The 16567-nt window shown below is 58.3% G+C and carries 18 protein-coding genes; 10 read left to right on the forward strand and 8 right to left on the reverse strand.

Annotated elements, in window-relative coordinates; genetic code table 11:
• Nucleotides 1–58: 58 nt before the first annotated feature.
• Complete coding sequence (locus tag Q1A75_RS01885) at nt 59–649, forward strand: hypothetical protein (protein ID WP_299547819.1); 591 nt, start codon at nt 59–61, stop codon at nt 647–649.
• 130 nt (nt 650–779) lie between these two features.
• A complete protein-coding gene (locus Q1A75_RS01890; protein ID WP_299547822.1) occupies nt 780–1121 on the forward strand; it encodes a DUF2853 family protein in 342 nt (113 codons plus the stop codon).
• A gap of 228 nt (nt 1122–1349) precedes the next feature.
• Here Q1A75_RS01890 and Q1A75_RS01895 read toward each other — a convergent pair whose 3' ends face one another.
• From Q1A75_RS01895 to tsaD, 5 genes are all read right to left on the reverse strand, one after another.
• A complete protein-coding gene (locus Q1A75_RS01895) occupies nt 1350–1748 on the reverse strand; it encodes a DUF1761 domain-containing protein (protein WP_299547825.1) in 399 nt (132 codons plus the stop codon).
• Nucleotides 1749–1813: 65 nt separating this feature from the next.
• Complete coding sequence (locus tag Q1A75_RS01900; protein WP_299547828.1) at nt 1814–2233, reverse strand: EVE domain-containing protein; 420 nt, start codon at nt 2231–2233, stop codon at nt 1814–1816.
• Nucleotides 2230–2505, reverse strand: a complete 276-nt coding sequence (locus tag Q1A75_RS01905) for a YciI family protein (protein ID WP_299547831.1) — start codon at nt 2503–2505, stop codon at nt 2230–2232. The genes Q1A75_RS01900 and Q1A75_RS01905 overlap by 4 nt, the downstream gene beginning before the upstream one ends.
• Before the next feature lies 1 nt (nt 2506).
• A complete protein-coding gene (locus Q1A75_RS01910) occupies nt 2507–3454 on the reverse strand; it encodes an NAD(P)H-dependent glycerol-3-phosphate dehydrogenase (RefSeq protein WP_299547833.1) in 948 nt (315 codons plus the stop codon).
• Nucleotides 3451–4545, reverse strand: a complete 1095-nt coding sequence (gene tsaD / locus Q1A75_RS01915; RefSeq protein WP_299547836.1) for a tRNA (adenosine(37)-N6)-threonylcarbamoyltransferase complex transferase subunit TsaD — start codon at nt 4543–4545, stop codon at nt 3451–3453. The genes Q1A75_RS01910 and tsaD overlap by 4 nt, the downstream gene beginning before the upstream one ends.
• 86 nt (nt 4546–4631) lie before the next feature.
• On the opposite strand from tsaD, the gene Q1A75_RS01920 reads away from it, so the two are divergent.
• From Q1A75_RS01920 to Q1A75_RS01935, 4 genes are all read left to right on the forward strand, one after another.
• Complete coding sequence (locus Q1A75_RS01920) at nt 4632–5300, forward strand: uroporphyrinogen-III synthase (RefSeq protein ID WP_299547839.1); 669 nt, start codon at nt 4632–4634, stop codon at nt 5298–5300.
• A gap of 71 nt (nt 5301–5371) precedes the next feature.
• Nucleotides 5372–6577, forward strand: a complete 1206-nt coding sequence (locus Q1A75_RS01925; protein WP_299547842.1) for a hypothetical protein — start codon at nt 5372–5374, stop codon at nt 6575–6577.
• An 11-nt stretch (nt 6578–6588) separates the two neighbouring features.
• Nucleotides 6589–8058 carry a heme biosynthesis HemY N-terminal domain-containing protein gene (locus Q1A75_RS01930; protein WP_299547845.1) on the forward strand — a complete coding sequence of 490 codons (1470 nt, stop codon included), beginning with the start codon at nt 6589–6591 and terminating at the stop codon, nt 8056–8058.
• A 174-nt stretch (nt 8059–8232) separates the two neighbouring features.
• The gene (locus Q1A75_RS01935; protein WP_299547848.1) at nt 8233–9312 is read left to right on the forward strand and encodes a polysaccharide biosynthesis/export family protein; all 1080 of its coding nucleotides are present in this window, start codon (nt 8233–8235) and stop codon (nt 9310–9312) included.
• Between the two features lie 64 nt (nt 9313–9376).
• On the opposite strand, the gene ahcY is transcribed toward Q1A75_RS01935, so the two are convergent.
• The gene (gene ahcY, locus Q1A75_RS01940; protein ID WP_299547851.1) at nt 9377–10765 is read right to left on the reverse strand and encodes an adenosylhomocysteinase; all 1389 of its coding nucleotides are present in this window, start codon (nt 10763–10765) and stop codon (nt 9377–9379) included.
• Nucleotides 10766–10941: 176 nt separating this feature from the next.
• On the opposite strand from ahcY, the gene Q1A75_RS01945 reads away from it, so the two are divergent.
• Both Q1A75_RS01945 and Q1A75_RS01950 read left to right on the forward strand, forming a co-directional pair.
• The gene (locus Q1A75_RS01945; protein ID WP_299547854.1) at nt 10942–11538 is read left to right on the forward strand and encodes an HD family hydrolase; all 597 of its coding nucleotides are present in this window, start codon (nt 10942–10944) and stop codon (nt 11536–11538) included.
• Complete coding sequence (locus Q1A75_RS01950; protein WP_299547857.1) at nt 11535–12020, forward strand: GNAT family N-acetyltransferase; 486 nt, start codon at nt 11535–11537, stop codon at nt 12018–12020. The genes Q1A75_RS01945 and Q1A75_RS01950 overlap by 4 nt, the downstream gene beginning before the upstream one ends.
• Nucleotides 12021–12203: 183 nt before the next feature.
• Here the strand turns inward: Q1A75_RS01950 and Q1A75_RS01955 are convergent, their stop codons facing one another.
• Both Q1A75_RS01955 and Q1A75_RS01960 read right to left on the reverse strand, forming a co-directional pair.
• A complete protein-coding gene (locus tag Q1A75_RS01955) occupies nt 12204–12758 on the reverse strand; it encodes an ActR/PrrA/RegA family redox response regulator transcription factor (protein ID WP_299547860.1) in 555 nt (184 codons plus the stop codon).
• 83 nt (nt 12759–12841) lie between these two features.
• The gene (locus Q1A75_RS01960) at nt 12842–13462 is read right to left on the reverse strand and encodes an SCO family protein (protein WP_299547863.1); all 621 of its coding nucleotides are present in this window, start codon (nt 13460–13462) and stop codon (nt 12842–12844) included.
• Between the two features lie 75 nt (nt 13463–13537).
• Here Q1A75_RS01960 and regB point away from each other — a divergent pair, with 75 nt between their 5' ends.
• Together regB and Q1A75_RS01970 are read left to right on the forward strand one after the other, a co-directional pair.
• Complete coding sequence (regB, locus tag Q1A75_RS01965) at nt 13538–14935, forward strand: sensor histidine kinase RegB (protein ID WP_299547866.1); 1398 nt, start codon at nt 13538–13540, stop codon at nt 14933–14935.
• Nucleotides 14936–15008: 73 nt separating this feature from the next.
• The gene (locus Q1A75_RS01970) at nt 15009–16529 is read left to right on the forward strand and encodes a PAS-domain containing protein (RefSeq protein ID WP_299547869.1); all 1521 of its coding nucleotides are present in this window, start codon (nt 15009–15011) and stop codon (nt 16527–16529) included.
• The last annotated feature ends 38 nt before the right edge of the window (nt 16530–16567 follow it).

Here is a 16567-nt window from a genome sequence, read left to right on the forward strand (position 1 = left end):
CATTTCTGCCGCCAATTCGCGTCAGGATAGAAGCCATTGATTTGACTAGAGGCTTTTCATGGCACAGGGACATGACGTATTTGCGGCGCGACTTGCCCGTCTGAACGAAACCCACGCAGAACACGAGGCGCGCCAGAGCGCTTCGGCCAAAGCTGCGCGTGGTCGCGTACCGGATTGGGCGCGCAACCTTGTCTATCCAGGATCCATCGTCGGCGCGTTGGTTGTTGGCATCTTTACCGTGGTGCTGTCCCGCTACGCGATGTTCCACGCAAACGGCGCACCGGACCCAAACGCTGATGCTGACCTGACAATGATCATGGATGGGGGGCTAGCCCTCGCAATTGCCTTTGTCTTGCGGTCCGCCCTGCATCTGACGGCCAAGGAACACCTGGCCGCCAAAACAGCAGGTATCTGGATCGCTTTGACGTGCATGCACAACCTGGTCCATGCCTATCCCAATGTATGGGCCACCGCCTTTTCCCCGGAATGGGTCGAACGCACCACATCCATGACAAAACCGCGGTCATTCTATGTACGAGGATTCACATTCTCTTTCGATGACATGGGCGGCACCGGAAATGATGACGGAAGCACCAATTCGGAAACCTCATCCACCAGCAAACCCGAGATCAAGATCAATCGCCACTGATTCATACATCGGCGATCTTTTGACGGGGAAAAACATATGAACTTTTTCCTTTGTTTTGGCACCCTTGCTGCACTAACCTCCCGTCCAAGGTCACAAATGGTGACCAAGTCCAACTGGTGGGAGACAAGATATGGGCAAAAGGGACGAGTTGATCGCGCAATATGCAGACGATCTGAAGAATAAATGTGGCATGACGCCGGACATGGATCTGCTGACGAAAGTCACAATTGGCTGCGGCCCATCGATCTATAATGCCGACGCATCCACCGTCGCGGCTAGCCAGCCAGATGAGCTGGAAACAGTGAAGAACAACTTTTTGATCAAGAAGCTGGGCCTTGCCGATGGTCCCAAGCTGGACGAGGCGATCGCCTCTGTCATCGAGACATATGGCAAATCCGAACGGAACAAATACCGCGCGGTTGTCTACTACATGCTGACCAAGCACTTTGGCAAAGAGTCCGTTTACGGTTAACGCCGCACGCATCGCGTTTATCAAAATGACACCCGCGTTAAGCGGGTGTTTCTTTTTTGGATCGAATGTCACGTACTATGGATTTGAGATTGGCCGTCCACTCTGCTAATTATTGAGACATCCGACCAGAAGGTCAGACCCGATATTCAGTTTACTTGTGGTGGCTCTTGGGAGTGTCCGCCGGGGTGAAGAAGGGTTCTGGCCACTTCGGGTCAGAACCCTTTTTTCTTAGAACAACGACAAAACAGCGGCGATTACGGTGCACCCAAAGGTGGCATAGCCGCCGTCGATCAGAGTCAACCGAAATGGCCGCGCGCCAAAAGCATAGAACGTGGCGATCCACGGTGTGACCAGAAACAGGCCGATACCGAATCCAGAAACGAGCCCCTCACCAAAGCTGTTGATCCCGCTCAGCACAAATGCGTGGCGCATCATCCCGGCCACTAGGATCGCGCCAACAACACTGGTGATATAGGGTAGGGGGTCTTTCTGATTTGCCGGTGCATCACCAGCCTCGTTCAGCGCGACACCAGACGCCGCCATCCACGGCTTGGCCAACACCGTGTACCAAATCGCCCCAAACATGAACCCGGCGATACCCGCCACCAAAACTGCCAAAAATCCCATCTTGCCCTCCGCTTTCGGCTATCTGTGCCGCCAGCCTGCCAGAGGATGGGAAAATTCCAAAGCGTTTAGGTGTCGACGCCCGCCATCTCGCAGACCACAGACCACTCCGCATCCGTCACCGGCTGCACAGACAGGCGCGAGCTGCGGACCAGCGCCATCTCGGCCAGACGTGGGTCAGCTTTGACCATTTCAAGGGTCACAGGCGTTTGCACAGGGCCAATGGCCTTGATGTCCACGCATTCCCAGCGCGGGTCATCAATGGTGCTGTCCGGGTGCGCCTCTGCAATCACCTCAACGATACCGACCACCGCCTTTTCTGTCTGCGAGTGGTAGAAAAAGCCGCGATCACCAACCTTCATCTCGCGCATGAAATTGCGGGCCTGGTAATTGCGCACGCCATCCCATTCTTCGCCTTCATCGCCCTTGGCGACCTGCTGGTCCCAGCTCCAGGTCGAGGGTTCGGATTTGAACAACCAGTACCTCATGCCCCGATCACCTGTTTCCACGCCTTGATCTGCACATCATGAAAAAGGCCCGCCTTTGCATAGGGATCATTGTCGGCCCATGCCTGCGCTGCGCCTATATCGGCCACGTCCAACACGATCAGCGACCCGCAAGGATTGCCCTTCGCATCCAAAAATGGCCCCGCTTGTTTCACCACGCCAGTACCGTCGAGGTAGTCCAGATGGGCAGGCCGGTTTTCCATGCGGACATCCAGTGCACCGTCTTTGTCATGGGCCATCAAGGCAAAAAGCATATCATTCCTCCTTCAAAGGGCGGGTCATCAGACGCGCCATTGCACCGGCTACGTCTACTTTTTCGTCCACCAGATCCGCAACCGTGGCGCAAATGGGCAAATCCAAACCATGTTTGGCCGCGACACCGCGCAACGCTCGGGCCGTGCCAGCCCCTTCAACCGTGATGGCCGCATCAAATTCTCTTCCTGCCCCAAGGGCAAGACCCAGACGGTAGTTGCGCGACTTGTCCGAGGTACATGTGAGGGTGAGATCGCCCAAGCCGCTGAGTCCCATCAAAGTTTCGGGCTGCGCACCCAGCGCCACGGCGACACGCTGCATCTCGGCAAAGCCGCGTGTCAAAAGGGCGGCGCGCGCGCTGTCGCCCAAACCGGCCCCCATAACCGCTCCGCAGCCAATGGCGATGACGTTTTTCAACGCGCCACCCAGCTCGGCTCCAACGACGTCCGATGTGCGGTAAAGGCGCAGCTTTGGTGTAGAGAGCTGGGTTTGCAGTGCTTCGGCTACCCCGCCATCGGCACAGGCCAAGGTAAGTGCGGTCGGCAACCCACGCGCGATGTCGTCCGCAAAGCTGGGACCGGTGAGGGCCGCAACATGCCGCGCGCCTGATAGGATGGAGGTTGGTCCCACGCCGGTCGTCACCTCGATCCCCTTGCAACAGGCCACCGCCGAATGAGTGGACAAGTCCAGGCCGATCAGGAAGCGGCGCAGCTGTTGTGTGGGCACCGTAAAGAGCAGCGTATCGCAGTCCAAAACAGTCTCTAACTCGGACGTAATCGTGATTGCCGCAGGTAGATCGACGTCCGGCAAGCGGATGGTATTCTGCCGCGTCCGGCTCATCGTTTTCACCTGTTCGCTGTCGCGTGCCCACAACGTGACAGGCTGATGCGGTGCCAGCGCAATCGCCAAAGCCGTGCCAAAAGCCCCGGCGCCGATGATACCGACGCTCACGCCTTGGCCCCTTTCTTGCCCGACCCGAGCATGGCGGCACTTTTGGTGTCGAGCGGCATCCGGGGACGCGCTGACAGATCCATGCCATCAGGTTCCCGGTACGGCATCTGTTCGATCCCTGCGGCGGCAATCATCGCTGCATTGTCGGTGCATAGCGCCAGTGGTGGTGCGTCAAATGCAACGCCTACGTCAGCACAAACAGTCTCTAACGCGGTCCGAATGGTCATATTTGCAGCGACACCGCCCGCAACACAGAAGGTCGGTATGGCAGGCGCCAACTCAAGATAAAGCTCAAGCGCACGCTTGGCCTTGCCCGCCAGACTGTCCGTCACCGCAGCCTGAAACGAAGCCGCCAAATCCGCCTGATCCCGTACCGTCAGACCGCCCTGTTCGGCCATAATATCATCGCGCGCACGCAACACCGCTGTCTTAAGACCGGAAAAGCTCAAATCGCAGCCGGGCTTGTTCGACAGGGGCCGAGGAAAGGCAAAGCGCTTGGCGTCCCCATCCTGCGCAATTTTTTCAATCGCGGGACCGCCGGGTTGGCCCAATCCAATCAATCGCGCGACCTTGTCGAACGCCTCTCCCGGGGCATCATCAATAGTGCCGCCCAGCCGTTTAAAGTCATCCGGCCCAAGCGCAATCAGGAACTGGCAATGCCCGCCAGACACCAGCAGCATCAGGTAAGGAAAGGCGATACCTGAAGACAAGCGAGGCGTCAGTGCGTGCCCGGCAAGATGGTTAATGCCGTAAAGCGGTTTGCCCGTGGCCGCCGACAACCCCTTGGCCGTCATCACTCCTGCGACCACGCCACCGATCAGGCCCGGACCGCAGGTGGCTGCAATGGCATCTATGTCTGTCAGCTCGACACTCGCCTTTTCCAAGGCTCGCGCTACGCTCACATCCAGCCGCTCGGCATGGGCACGGGCAGCGATCTCGGGCACGACACCGCCGAAGTCGGAATGCAGGTCGGTCTGGCCAAAGACCACTGATGACAGCACCTCCATGTTCCCGGGCACACCGCGCACGACAGCGGCGGCGGTGTCGTCACAACTGCTTTCGATTCCCAGAACTGTCGCTATCTGCGTCATGACCCATCCGTTGCACCAAAGGCGCGTGCGGGTTAACAGCATAAGCCGTGGCAAACAATGCATCTCACTCACCGGTCACCTTGCTGATGACCAGACCGCACACGGCGGCGAAGCGGTTCGTGGCAGAGATGCCGGATGATCTGAAATCGCAGGTCAGACCGCTTTACAGCCCGTTGCTGTCCATTGTGTCCATGGCTGATGGGGATACGATTGCGACCGAGGAAGCAGCGATTTTCACCTCGTCCAACGGCGTCGCCAATGCACCCGCCGGGGCAGATCGCGTCGCTTATTGTATCGGCGCGGCAACCACCGAGCGGGCAAAGGAACATGGCTGGGCCGCGCAACTGGTGGGGCAGACTGCGGATGAGCTCGTGGCGCATTTGGCCACGGTCCCGCTCAGTCAGGCCCTGGTCCACATCCGCGGCCGCCATACACGCGGAGATATTGTCAGCCGCTTGCAAGCTGCGGGTCAAGAGGCGCGAGACTGGGTTGTTTATGATCAGCGGCTGCATCCATTGTCGGAATCCGCGCACGATGCGCTTTTGCGGGAAGAATTGACCATCGTTCCCCTTTTCTCGCCCAGAACCGCCATGCAATTTGCCAGAGAGGCCCCGCGCACCACATCCATACGTGTGATCGCACTCAGTGATGCGGTTGCCGACGCTGTCCAACCTGTTCAAACGGACAGTGTTGCAGTGCAACCTGACGCAACGGCGATGTATGAAGCCATGCGGCAGATCATCCGTGCGGGTTGAGGGGCACGGGGGCGCAGGTTAGACTTTGACGCGGTGCAGCAACCGCACGGAAGAATCGGAAGGGGAATTCCTTGGCCAAACGCAAATTTCCGGAGAAGGGCCCCCAAGATGACCCCAAGGCCGAAACGCCTGACGCCCCCGAAGTAGACACCACAACATCGGACGGGGCGGACACACCACATGGTACTGAAGCCGAAACTGACACGTTCGATGCACTTGCACTGACAGAAGACGCTCGAGTTGAGGTGGAAGAGGTGGATCCGGAAACTTTTGACGAGCAGGAGCAGGAGCAGGAAAGTGCTGCACCGCCCCCGCCGCAACCGGAACCGGAACGACGTAGCATCGTTCCCATGATCTTTGCCGGGATCATTGCGGCACTGGCGGGTTTCATCGCAGCACGGTCCGACATCCTTGAACCCATCTTCCCCGGCCTCGCCAGCGAGGCAGGCGTGGACCCGGAACTGGTTGAACAGCTAAACGGGACGGTGGCGGGCCTGACAGAACGGCTGGACCAATCCACCGAACAGATTGCAACCCTTACGACTCAGGTCGAAACCCTCTCGCAAGCCAACGCGCCAACGGACCTTGGCCCGCTGGAACAACAACTCGCGGCGTTGTCAGATCGCATCGACGGCCTTGGGTCGCAAGCGGGTACGGCGCCGGTTGTACCCAGCGAAGCAATTAATGCTGCCCTGTCCGACCTGCGTGCCACTGCGGCAGAGCAACAGGATGAAATTGACAGGCTTCTGGCCGACGCGCGCCTTGCCCGCGAAAATGCCGAGGCATCCGCAAGTTCCACACTGGCCCGCGCCGCCGTGAACCGTGTGCTGGCCGCCGTCGACAATGGTGGCCCGTTTGCAGCAGCCCTTGGTGATCTTGAACAGGCCGGTGTCACGGACATCCCCGACGCCTTGCGCACAGCTGCAGCCGATGGGGTACAGCCCTTGTCGGAACTGCAAGCGTCTGCATCTGACGCCGCCCGTGACGCGCTGGCGGCTGCCCGAGCGGCCGAAGAAGGTGGCGGACTGGGCGCATTTTTTGAACGTCAGCTTGGCACCCGGTCAATCCTGCCCAAGGAAGGGTCAGACCCCGACGCCGTCCTGTCACGGATCGAAGCCGCAGCGCGCGAGGGTCGGTTGGGCGACGCATTGGCCGAGGCAGAGGCTCTGCCCGAGGCGGCACAAGCGGCACTCGCGCCGTGGTTGGAACAGGCGCAACAGCGTCACGAGGCGGTCACCGCCGCAAACGCATTGGCGCAAAGCCTGTCGGCACTCTGAAGGGGCCTTTCATGATCTGGTCATTGGTAAGAATCGTTATTTTCGTCATCGCGGTTGCCGCGCTGGCCCTTGGGGCCGGATGGCTTCTGGAATCCGATGGCGGCATACAAATCGTTGTCGCGGGCAAGGAGTATACGCTGGGGCCGCTGCAATCGGTCATCGCCCTCGTGGCGCTCGTCATCGCTGTCTGGATCGGGCTGAAGGTTCTTAGTCTTCTACATGTTTGCTGGAAAGTCCTTAATGGCGATGAAACCGCATGGACACGCTTTCGTGCCAGAAACAAGTCCGAGCGCGGGTACAACGCACTGGCCGAGGGCATGATGGCGCTGGCCTCGGGTGAAGCACGCACTGCGCTGGCCAAGGCGGAAAAGGCGGATCGTTACCTCGACCGTCCCGAACTCACCAGCCTGCTGACCGCACAAGCCGCCGAAATGGCTGGGGATCGGAAGAAAGCCGAAGAAACCTACCGCAAGCTGGTGGCAAATGACGCGACCCGCTTTGTCGGCGTGCGCGGGATCATGAAGCAGAAGCTGGCCGATGGGGACACCGAAACAGCGCTCAAGCTGGCGGAAAAGGCTTTCGCGATCAAACCCAAACATGAAGAAACGCAGGATATTCTGCTCAAGCTTCAGGCAGACAAGGAAGACTGGACAGGCGCGCGTCAAACCCTGAGCGCCAAACTGAAACACGGCGCGCTGCCACGCGATGTGCACAAGCGGCGCGACGCTGTGCTGGCCCTGAGCGAAGCCAAGAAAATCCTGGAAGCGGACGAGACGATCGAAGCGCGCGAAGCAGCAATCGAAGCCAACCGCCTGTCACCCGATCTGATCCCGGCGGCCGTGATGGCTGCCCGCGGATACATTGAGAAGGGCCAGAAACGCTATGCAACACGCGTTCTGAAAAAGGCGTGGGACGCCCAGCCACACCCCGATGTCGCCGCCGCCTTTGCAGAGATTGAGCCAAGCGAAGACGCTGCCGCGCGCCTCAAGCGGTTTGCAGGTTTGACCAAGTCCAAGTCCGATCACTCTGAAACGCGTATGCTGCTCAGCGAACTGAACATCGCCGCTGAGGATTTTCCCGCCGCCCGACGCGCGCTTGGCGATTTGGTGGAAAGCGATCCAACCACAAGGTCACTGACATTGATGGCGGCCATCGAACGGGGCGAAGGGGCCGGGGACGCTGTTGTGCAGGGTTGGCTTGCCCGTGCACTGACCGCGCCGCGCGGGCCGCAGTGGGTATGCGACAACTGTCACAACATTCACGGCGAATGGGCACCGACATGCGGCAACTGTGGTGCCTTCGATACGCTGACATGGAAACGCCCGCCGAATGCCGAACTCAGCTTGCCCGGCGGAACCGAAATGCTGCCGCTTTTGGTCGGTTCACCCGCTGAAAAAGCAGGCAACGCCGTCGCCGTTGTAGACGACGAAAACGTGATCGAGGCAGAGGATTTAGGCAATCCAACTGCTCAAAACACATGATTTGGTGCACCTGTCCATTGTCATAGGGCAACGCTTTCGGCGATTGACCGCCCGTGGCTGAGATTTCTTTGTGTTCCGCCGATGTTTCCGGCTAAACGTGTCTGAAATACGCTGCCGTGGATCGGCTCAGGGGGACATATTGTGCAACGTCCAATTCGCTTCTTAGCGTCTTTGTTGATTATTACGGTGGTGTCCGCCTGTGCTTTGCCCCGTGGCGCAGCCATTCAGGGCGAAGTGGTCCGCAACCAGAACAACGAAGATGCGGCGTTTTCCGTGGTGCCAATCACGGGCGAGAATGTGTCCCAGCTTGCCACATGGCCTGCCACCGGGTGGGAGGGACATTATCACTGGTTCAGCCGCAACCCGGGCCCAAAATCCAACATCATTCGACCCGGCGATCAAATCGATCTGGTCATCTGGGACAACCAGGAAAACTCGCTGCTGACAGGGGTTGAGCAGCAAAACGTTGCGTTGGAAGGTATAACCGTGTCGCCCGACGGTTCGATTTTCGTGCCTTACATTGACGATGTTCATGTCAGCGGATCGACCCCGGACGCGGCCCGGCGCCAGATCGAAGAAGAATTGAGCATGGTTGTTCCTGACCCGCAGGTGCAACTCGCCATCTCTTCGGGCCCTGACAACTCCGTCGATGCGGTTGGGGGGTTCAGTGCACCGGGCACATATCCGGTGCCCAACCGGAACTATTCCATCCTCAGCTTGATTTCGGCGGCCGGTGGGGTCTCTCCTTCACTTGAAAATCCTTTGGTTCGTGTGATCCGGGATGGCCAGTCCTATGGCATCCGTGCTGGTGATCTGTTCAAGCGTCCGTCGGCCAATGTGATCCTGCGCGGCGGCGATCAGATCATCGCCGAAGAGGATGACCGTTATTTCGTTGCCTTGGGTGCAACCGGATCCGAGACCATCGTGCCGTTTACCAAAGAGCGCATCAACGCAATCGAAGCCCTGGCGCTGGTGGATGGAATCAACGACACGCGGGCCAATCCCAAGGGTGTTCTGATCCTGCGTGATTACAGTGCCGACGATCTACAGTCCGATGGATCCGGACCCGCCAAGACCCAAGTGGTCTTTGCTATCGACCTGACATCGGCTGATGCGCTCTTTGCGGCGCGGAAGTTCAACATCAACCCGGGCGATCTGGTACTTGCAACCGAAAGCACGGTCACATCCATCCGCACCGTGTTTGGCCTGATCGGATCGGTCGTCGGCGTCGGCAACGCGCTGGACAACAACTAAAAAGGGCCGCGCACAGCGCGACCCTTTTGAAAGCAATTGGGCGGGGCAATCCCCGCCCTTTTCGTTAGTAGCGGTAGTGTTCCGGCTTGAACGGGCCCTCGGGTGCAACACCAATATAGGCCGCTTGTTCAGGGTCCATTTGTGTCAGCTTCACACCGATCCGGTCCAGGTGCAGACGGGCCACTTTCTCGTCCAGATGCTTGGGCAGGATATAGACCTCGTTCTTGTACTCGTCGCCCTTGGTCCACAGTTCGATCTGCGCCAGCACCTGGTTGGTGAAGGATGCCGACATGACAAAAGACGGGTGGCCCGTCGCATTACCAAGGTTCAGCAGACGACCTTCGGACAGAAGGATGATGCGATGCCCGTTCGGCATCTCGATCATATCCACCTGTTCCTTGATATTGGTCCACTTGTGGTTCTTCAGGTTCGCCACCTGAATTTCATTGTCGAAGTGGCCGATGTTGCCGACGATGGCCATGTCCTTCATCTCGCGCATATGCTCGATGCGGATCACATCCTTGTTGCCGGTGGTGGTGACAAAGATGTCGGCGTTCGCCACAACATCTTCCAGCGTGGTGACCTGGAAGCCGTCCATGGCCGCCTGCAGGGCGCAGATCGGGTCAACCTCGGTCACGATCACGCGGGCACCCGCACCAGCCAGTGACGCGGCTGACCCTTTGCCAACATCCCCATATCCCATCACGACGGCGGTCTTGCCGGCCATCATGGTGTCCGTGGCGCGGCGGATGCCGTCGACCAGCGATTCCTTGCAGCCATACTTGTTGTCGAATTTCGACTTGGTGACGCTGTCATTCACGTTGATGGCGGGGAAGGGCAGCTGCCCATCACGCACCAGCTGGTAAAGACGGTTCACACCGGTTGTGGTCTCTTCCGAGACACCCTTGATCTGGTCGCGCATCTTGGTGAACCAGCCGGGGCTTTGCGCCATCCGTTTGGCGATCTGCTTTTTGATCACTTCTTCCTCTTCTGAGGTCGGCACGGGAATGATGTCTTCGCCCGCTTCGGCACGTGCCCCCAGCAGGACATAAAGGGTCGCGTCGCCGCCATCGTCCAGAATCATGTTTGGGCCATCAGCGAACTGGAACGACTTGTCCAGGTAATCCCAGTGCTCTTCCAACGATTGCCCCTTGATCGCAAAGACCGGTGTGCCACCCGCCGCAATGGCCGCTGCCGCGTGGTCCTGAGTCGAAAAGATGTTGCAGGATGCCCAGCGCACATCGGCACCCAGTTCAACCAGTGTTTCGATCAGAACAGCGGTCTGGATCGTCATATGCAGCGATCCAACGATGCGGGCACCGGCCAGTGGCTTGCTTTCGCCATACTCAGCGCGGCATGCCATCAGGCCAGGCATTTCCGTTTCGGCAATGTCCAGTTCCTTGCGGCCAAACTCGGCCAGGGCAATGTCTTTAACAATGTAGTCCTGCGACATGTGTCTTGTCCTTCACAAATAGGGTTGGACCGCAGATAGCACTCACCCCCGACAGGGGCAATCGCGCGTTCGAAGGTTGCGATATATGGCAATCGAACCGTGTCGAGCTTTCAAACCGACCAAAGCTTTCGTACGGCCTGTACCTGCGCTAGGACGGGACGACACCGGAGAAAGATATGCCCAAACAACCCCGTGCTTGGCAGCGCATGCTGTCGGGCCGCAGGCTGGACCTGCTGGACCCAACCCCCATGGATATCGAGATCGAGGATATCGCCCATGGCCTCGCCTTTGTCGCACGTTGGAATGGGCAAACGGCGGGGGACTATGCGTATTCCGTGGCCGAGCACTCCCTTTTGGTAGAGACGCTTTTTGGTCGGATATCGCCCAATGCGCCTGCCAAGTGGCGCTTGGCCGCACTTTTGCATGATGCGCCCGAATACGTGATCGGCGACATGATCTCGCCCGTGAAAACCTCGGTTGGTCCGGGGTACAAAATGCTTGATGAACGGTTGGAAGCGGCGGTGCATATCCGGTTCGGTCTGCCCGCCAAGGTGCCGCAGACAATCAAACGGCAGATCAAGAAGGCCGACAGGATCAGCGCCTGGATGGAAGCCACCCAAATCGCCGGCTTTACACAGACTGAGGCCAGTAAATTCTTTGGAAAACCGGATCAAACACTGATTGATGGGCTACAAATTGTCCTGCGCCCGCCCGTTGAAACCCGCAACGCGTTCACCGAGCGCCACACAGAATTGCTTGAAAGCTGCATATGATCCACGTTCGCCCTGCCATCGCACTCGACGCACCATCCATGGCTGCGCTGCTCGATGCCATTATCGAAGAGGGCGGAACGACGGCCCTGACAACCAAGGTGTCCGGGGACGATCTGGCAGACTGGATGTCGGCCAATGACGGGCGGGCGGCGTGGCATGTGGCCGTAAACGAATCCGAACAGGTCGTGGGCTTCCAATGGATCGAAAGCGCCAACTACCTGCCACCCGAAGCTGCCGAAATCGCCACCTTTGTGCAGTTGGGTCAAACCGGCCTTGGTATCGGGTCAAAATTGTTTAACGCGACACGCAGGTCGGCCAAAGACATCGGCTATGTCTGGATCAACGCCAATATCCGCGCCGATAACGAAGGTGGGCTGATCTACTACCAGTCCCGCGGGTTCCAGGATTATGGTCGGATCGACGGGTACGAGATGGCAAACGGCCAGATCGTCGACAAGATTCTCAAGCGCTACGACCTCTGAATCTGTTAACCCCTAATTACCCCACCTCTACGGTGGGGGTGCACGGGGGGTAACAGGGTGGAATCTGGCCTCAGATTTCGAAAATCACAAGAAGGTGCCCAGCGCAAAACGCACCGTCCAATCCTTCCCTGTTTCAAAAAATCCTCCGGGGGTCTGGGGGTGGAAAACCCCCAGTCCAACACCTCAACGAGGCGAACGTTTTGCCAAGATGCGTTGCAACGTCCGCCGGTGCATGTTCAACCGCCGCGCCGTCTCTGACACGTTGCGATCACACAGTTCATAGACACGTTGGATATGCTCCCAACGCACCCGGTCTGCGCTCATCGGGTTCTCCGGTGGGGGTGGCAGATCATCGCCCTTGGCCAATAGCGCGTTGGTGATATCCATGGCATCCGCAGGCTTTGACAGATAGTCGGTCGCCCCGATCTTGACGGCCGCAACCGCAGTCGCAATCGCACCATAACCAGTCAGTACCACAACCCGAGCATCCGGCCGCTTGTCGCGCAGCACTTCGACCACGTCGAGCCCGTTGCCGTCCTCAAGCCGAAGATCGACCACGGCATAAGCAGGCGGACGGGCCGTTGCGATGGCCTTGCCCGCAGTCACACTGTCCGCCGTTTCAATCTCGAAACCGCGCTTTTCCATGGCCTTGGCCAGACGCCGCAGAAATGGTTCGTCGTCATCAACCAGTAAGAGCGATTTGTCTTCGCCCAACTCGGGCAGTGCTGCATCCGGCATCGAATTCTCCAGTTCCCGCTTACTTTTCTGGCTGGAGTGGAATATGGCCCGTGCAACACACGGGGTCAAATTATTCCGAGAAATCAGGCGTTTTCAACGAAGCATGCAACACGGTCTGCCATTGCGTCGGCGCCTATATCGCGACGGAAAAACTCAACGAAGCCATGCTCGGGCAGCACAAGATACGTAAACGTCGAGTGATCCACGAGGTAGAACTCATCCGATTTATCATGCGCTTTATAGTATGTTCGGTAGGTTTTGCTGGCCGCGTCGGTCTGTTCCAACGATCCTGTCAGGCCGATCATCTTCTCATGCAGGTTGTAGGCGAAATCGCCGACAATCTCAGGCGTATCCCGCTCGGGATCGACCGTGATAAACACCGGCGTGACGGACATGCCGCGTTCGGCCAAAGCATCGACTGCTTCGGCGTTGCGCGCTGTATCCAGCGGACAAACATCCGGGCAGAACGTATAGCCGAAGTAGATTAGGCTCGGTTCCGTGATCACGTCGTGATCCGTGACGGTTTGCCCTTTGGCATTGACCAATTCAAACGGACCCCCGATTCCGTTGCCGTCGCCCGCAACCTGGGTCGCATTGCACTGGGCAAATGCGGTATCTTCGCCGCTTGACTGGGTGATCCACCACAGGCCCCCGATAAAAAGGGCAGCGACAATGGCGGCGACGGGTGCGATGATACGGGTCATATTCGGCCTCCGGGCTAGGGTTATACCTTAGCTATCAATCCCGGGCGCGAGTGCAATAAACGAAGAAGTGACACAATGGCGCAACCCGACATTGGCCTGCTGACCGGCCAGCAACGATCAAACTGGATTCGTCTGCGGACGATGATCCTGCTGCGCTGGGTTGCGATTGTCGGGCAGCTTGTTGCCCTCACGGTCGCACAACGGCTGTACGGCCTCCAACTGGAACTTGGCCTTTGTTATCTGGCCGTAGGGGTGTCGGTGATCGGCAACCTGATCGCTATCTTCGTCTTTCCCGAAAACAAGCGCCTCAACGAGTTCGAAAACCTGCTCATGGTCCTCTTCGACGTGCTGCAGCTTGGGTTCCTGTTATTCTTGACGGGCGGGCTGAACAACCCGTTCGCCCTGTTGCTTCTGGGCCCTGTCACCATCTCGGCGGCAGTATTGACGACTCGGTCGACGCTGCTGGTCGGTGCCACTGCCATCGTTATCGTGACCATCCTGTCGGACTATCATCTACCCCTGCGCACCCAGAATGGGTTTATTTTGCGCATTCCGGATCTGTTCGTATTCGGAAACTGGATCGCTCTTGTGATCGCAATCTGTTTCATCGGCTTATATTCCCGCCGTGTCACGTCGGAAATTCATTCAATGTCGGACGCCTTGTCTGCCACACAGCTGGCGCTGTCGCGCGAACAGAAGCTGACGGATCTGGGTGGCGTGGTAGCTGCCGCAGCACATGAGCTTGGAACACCACTTGCCACGATCAAACTGACCAGTTCCGAACTTATCGAAGAACTGGATGATCGCCCCGAGTTGAAAGAGGATGCTGCCCTGATCCGGCAGCAGGCCGACCGCTGCCGCGACATCCTGCGTGACATGGGCCGCGCGGGCAAAGATGACCTGCATCTGCGCCAAGCGCCTTTGATGACCGTGGTCCAGGAAGCCGCCGAGCCGCACACACACCGTGGAAAGGTCGTGCAATACACCCATGATCCCGATGCTGGCGATGAAATCGACCAACCCGCGATCCTGCGCCAACCCGAGATCATTCATGGACTGCGCAATCTGGTGCAGAACGCCGTCGACTTTGCCCGGTCGACTGTCTGGATCGAAGCGCACTGGACCAACACACAGATCACCATCCGCATCATGGACGATGGGCAGGGTTTCCCGCCGCAACTGCTGGGCCGCATTGGCGATCCGTTTGTACGTCGTCGCAAGTCATCAACGGAACGTGCCCAACGGCCAGAATATGAGGGCATGGGCCTGGGCCTGTTCATTGCCAAAACGCTGCTGGAACGATCCGGAGCAGAACTGACCTTTGCCAATGGCGCAGATCCGTATGCCACCTGGGAGCAGAGGGACAACCATATTGGCGCCATCGTCGAAGTCGTTTGGCCAAGGCAAAAGGTGGATGCGCGGAGTGGCGAAAACGCTGTTTCACTTGGTCGGAACCAGCAAATCCGAGCCTGAAAATTGCAGCGCGTTAATATCGCGTTAACCCTCCTTGCCAAATAGTTCAATGAACTTGGAGAAAGGTTGCGCGATGGCACTCACTGAAGTGATTGTGGTGTTCGGTTCTGCCTTGTGCGCCGTGGCTGCAGGCATCTTGTATCTTGGCCGTACACCAGCCTCTGGAGTCCAGTCTATTGCACCGTTGGTGCCACGGTTTTCCTTCTTGTTCGATGGTGTCGATCTGGAACACGCCTCGCCACACGCGGAAACAGCGATGCGGCGCGAACCGGGTGTGACCGATTGGCATGCACTGAAGGCAGGGCTAAGTTCCAGGTTTCCCGGCCTGCCAGATGCCGAGGACATTCAATCTGTTGAAACACTGACACTGCAAGCGGCCCGCAGCGACGACAGCGCAGTTCTGCGCCTACATCGCGAGGCTGGCAAGACTCGTGTCGAGATTGAAGATCAAACAGTCGGCGATCCAAATACCAAACACACCATCCAGTCCCTCGAATCCGAACTGGACAGCCTGCGCCTCGCGGCAAAGGCAGCGCCGTACCCGATCTGGTTGGTTGATGAGACAGACTCCATCACGTGGCGAAACGCAGCCTATGAAACACTGGAGAAGGCTGCAAAGGGTGTTAATACCGATGATACGTCTGCGATCTTTGAATTTGCTCCGGATGATTTGACCGGCAAATCGTCTGTCCGGGTACCCGTTAAAATGGACCTCAACGGGACGACTGAATGGTACAGTGTGACAGCGACACAGGCCGACGAGGCCACGGCGTTTCACGCAGTGGACATAAACGCTGTCATCCAGGCCGAAGTGGCTCAACGTAACTTTGTCCAGACGCTGGCCAAAACCTTTGCGCAACTGTCCATCGGTCTGGCGATCTTTGATCGCAACTGCCAACTGGCCCTTTTCAATCCAGCCCTTGTGGATCTGACATCTTTGCCGGCCGAATTTCTAAGTGGTCGGCCCGATATGCTATCGTTCTTCGACCGGCTGCGGGACAACCGGGTAATGCCCGAGCCCAAGAACTATGGGTCATGGCGGCAGGAAATCTCGGCGATGATCAATGCCGCATCGCATGGCAGCTATCACGAGACATGGACGCTAGACACCGGACATACATATCGCGTTAGCGGACGGCCCCACCCGGATGGTGCCATTGCGTTTCTGATCGAGGACATCACGGCTGAGATTTCCTTGACCCGCAACTTTCGTGCAGAGCTTGAGCTGGGCCAGTCCCTGATGGACACGTTCGAAGACGCGCTTGTCGTCTTTTCCTCGGCAGGGGTACTGACATTCTGCAACGCTGCCTATCGCGACATGTGGAAGCTGGATCCGGACAACAGTTTTGCGGATGTCACCATCGTGGATTGCCTGCAAGCCTGGCAGAAAGAGTGTGAACCGAACCCGGCTTGGGGCGACATGCGCGATTTCGTCATGAAGCTGGGAGAACGGGCCGCGTGGGAGGCCGAGGTGCAACACATGGATCGCGGCGCGATCCGGGCACAGGTCTCTCCAATCGTATCCGGGGCAACGGTCATTCGCTTTTCCGAGTTGGTAGGCCAGTCCAAGACCGCGGTTCCCGCACTGTCCTAACCATTCAGACTTGCAGCGCACTGGGATGGCAGTAGGTT

Origin of the sequence: uncultured Tateyamaria sp. (assembly GCF_947504105.1) — a bacterium.
In the GTDB taxonomy this organism is placed as follows: domain Bacteria; phylum Pseudomonadota; class Alphaproteobacteria; order Rhodobacterales; family Rhodobacteraceae; genus Tateyamaria.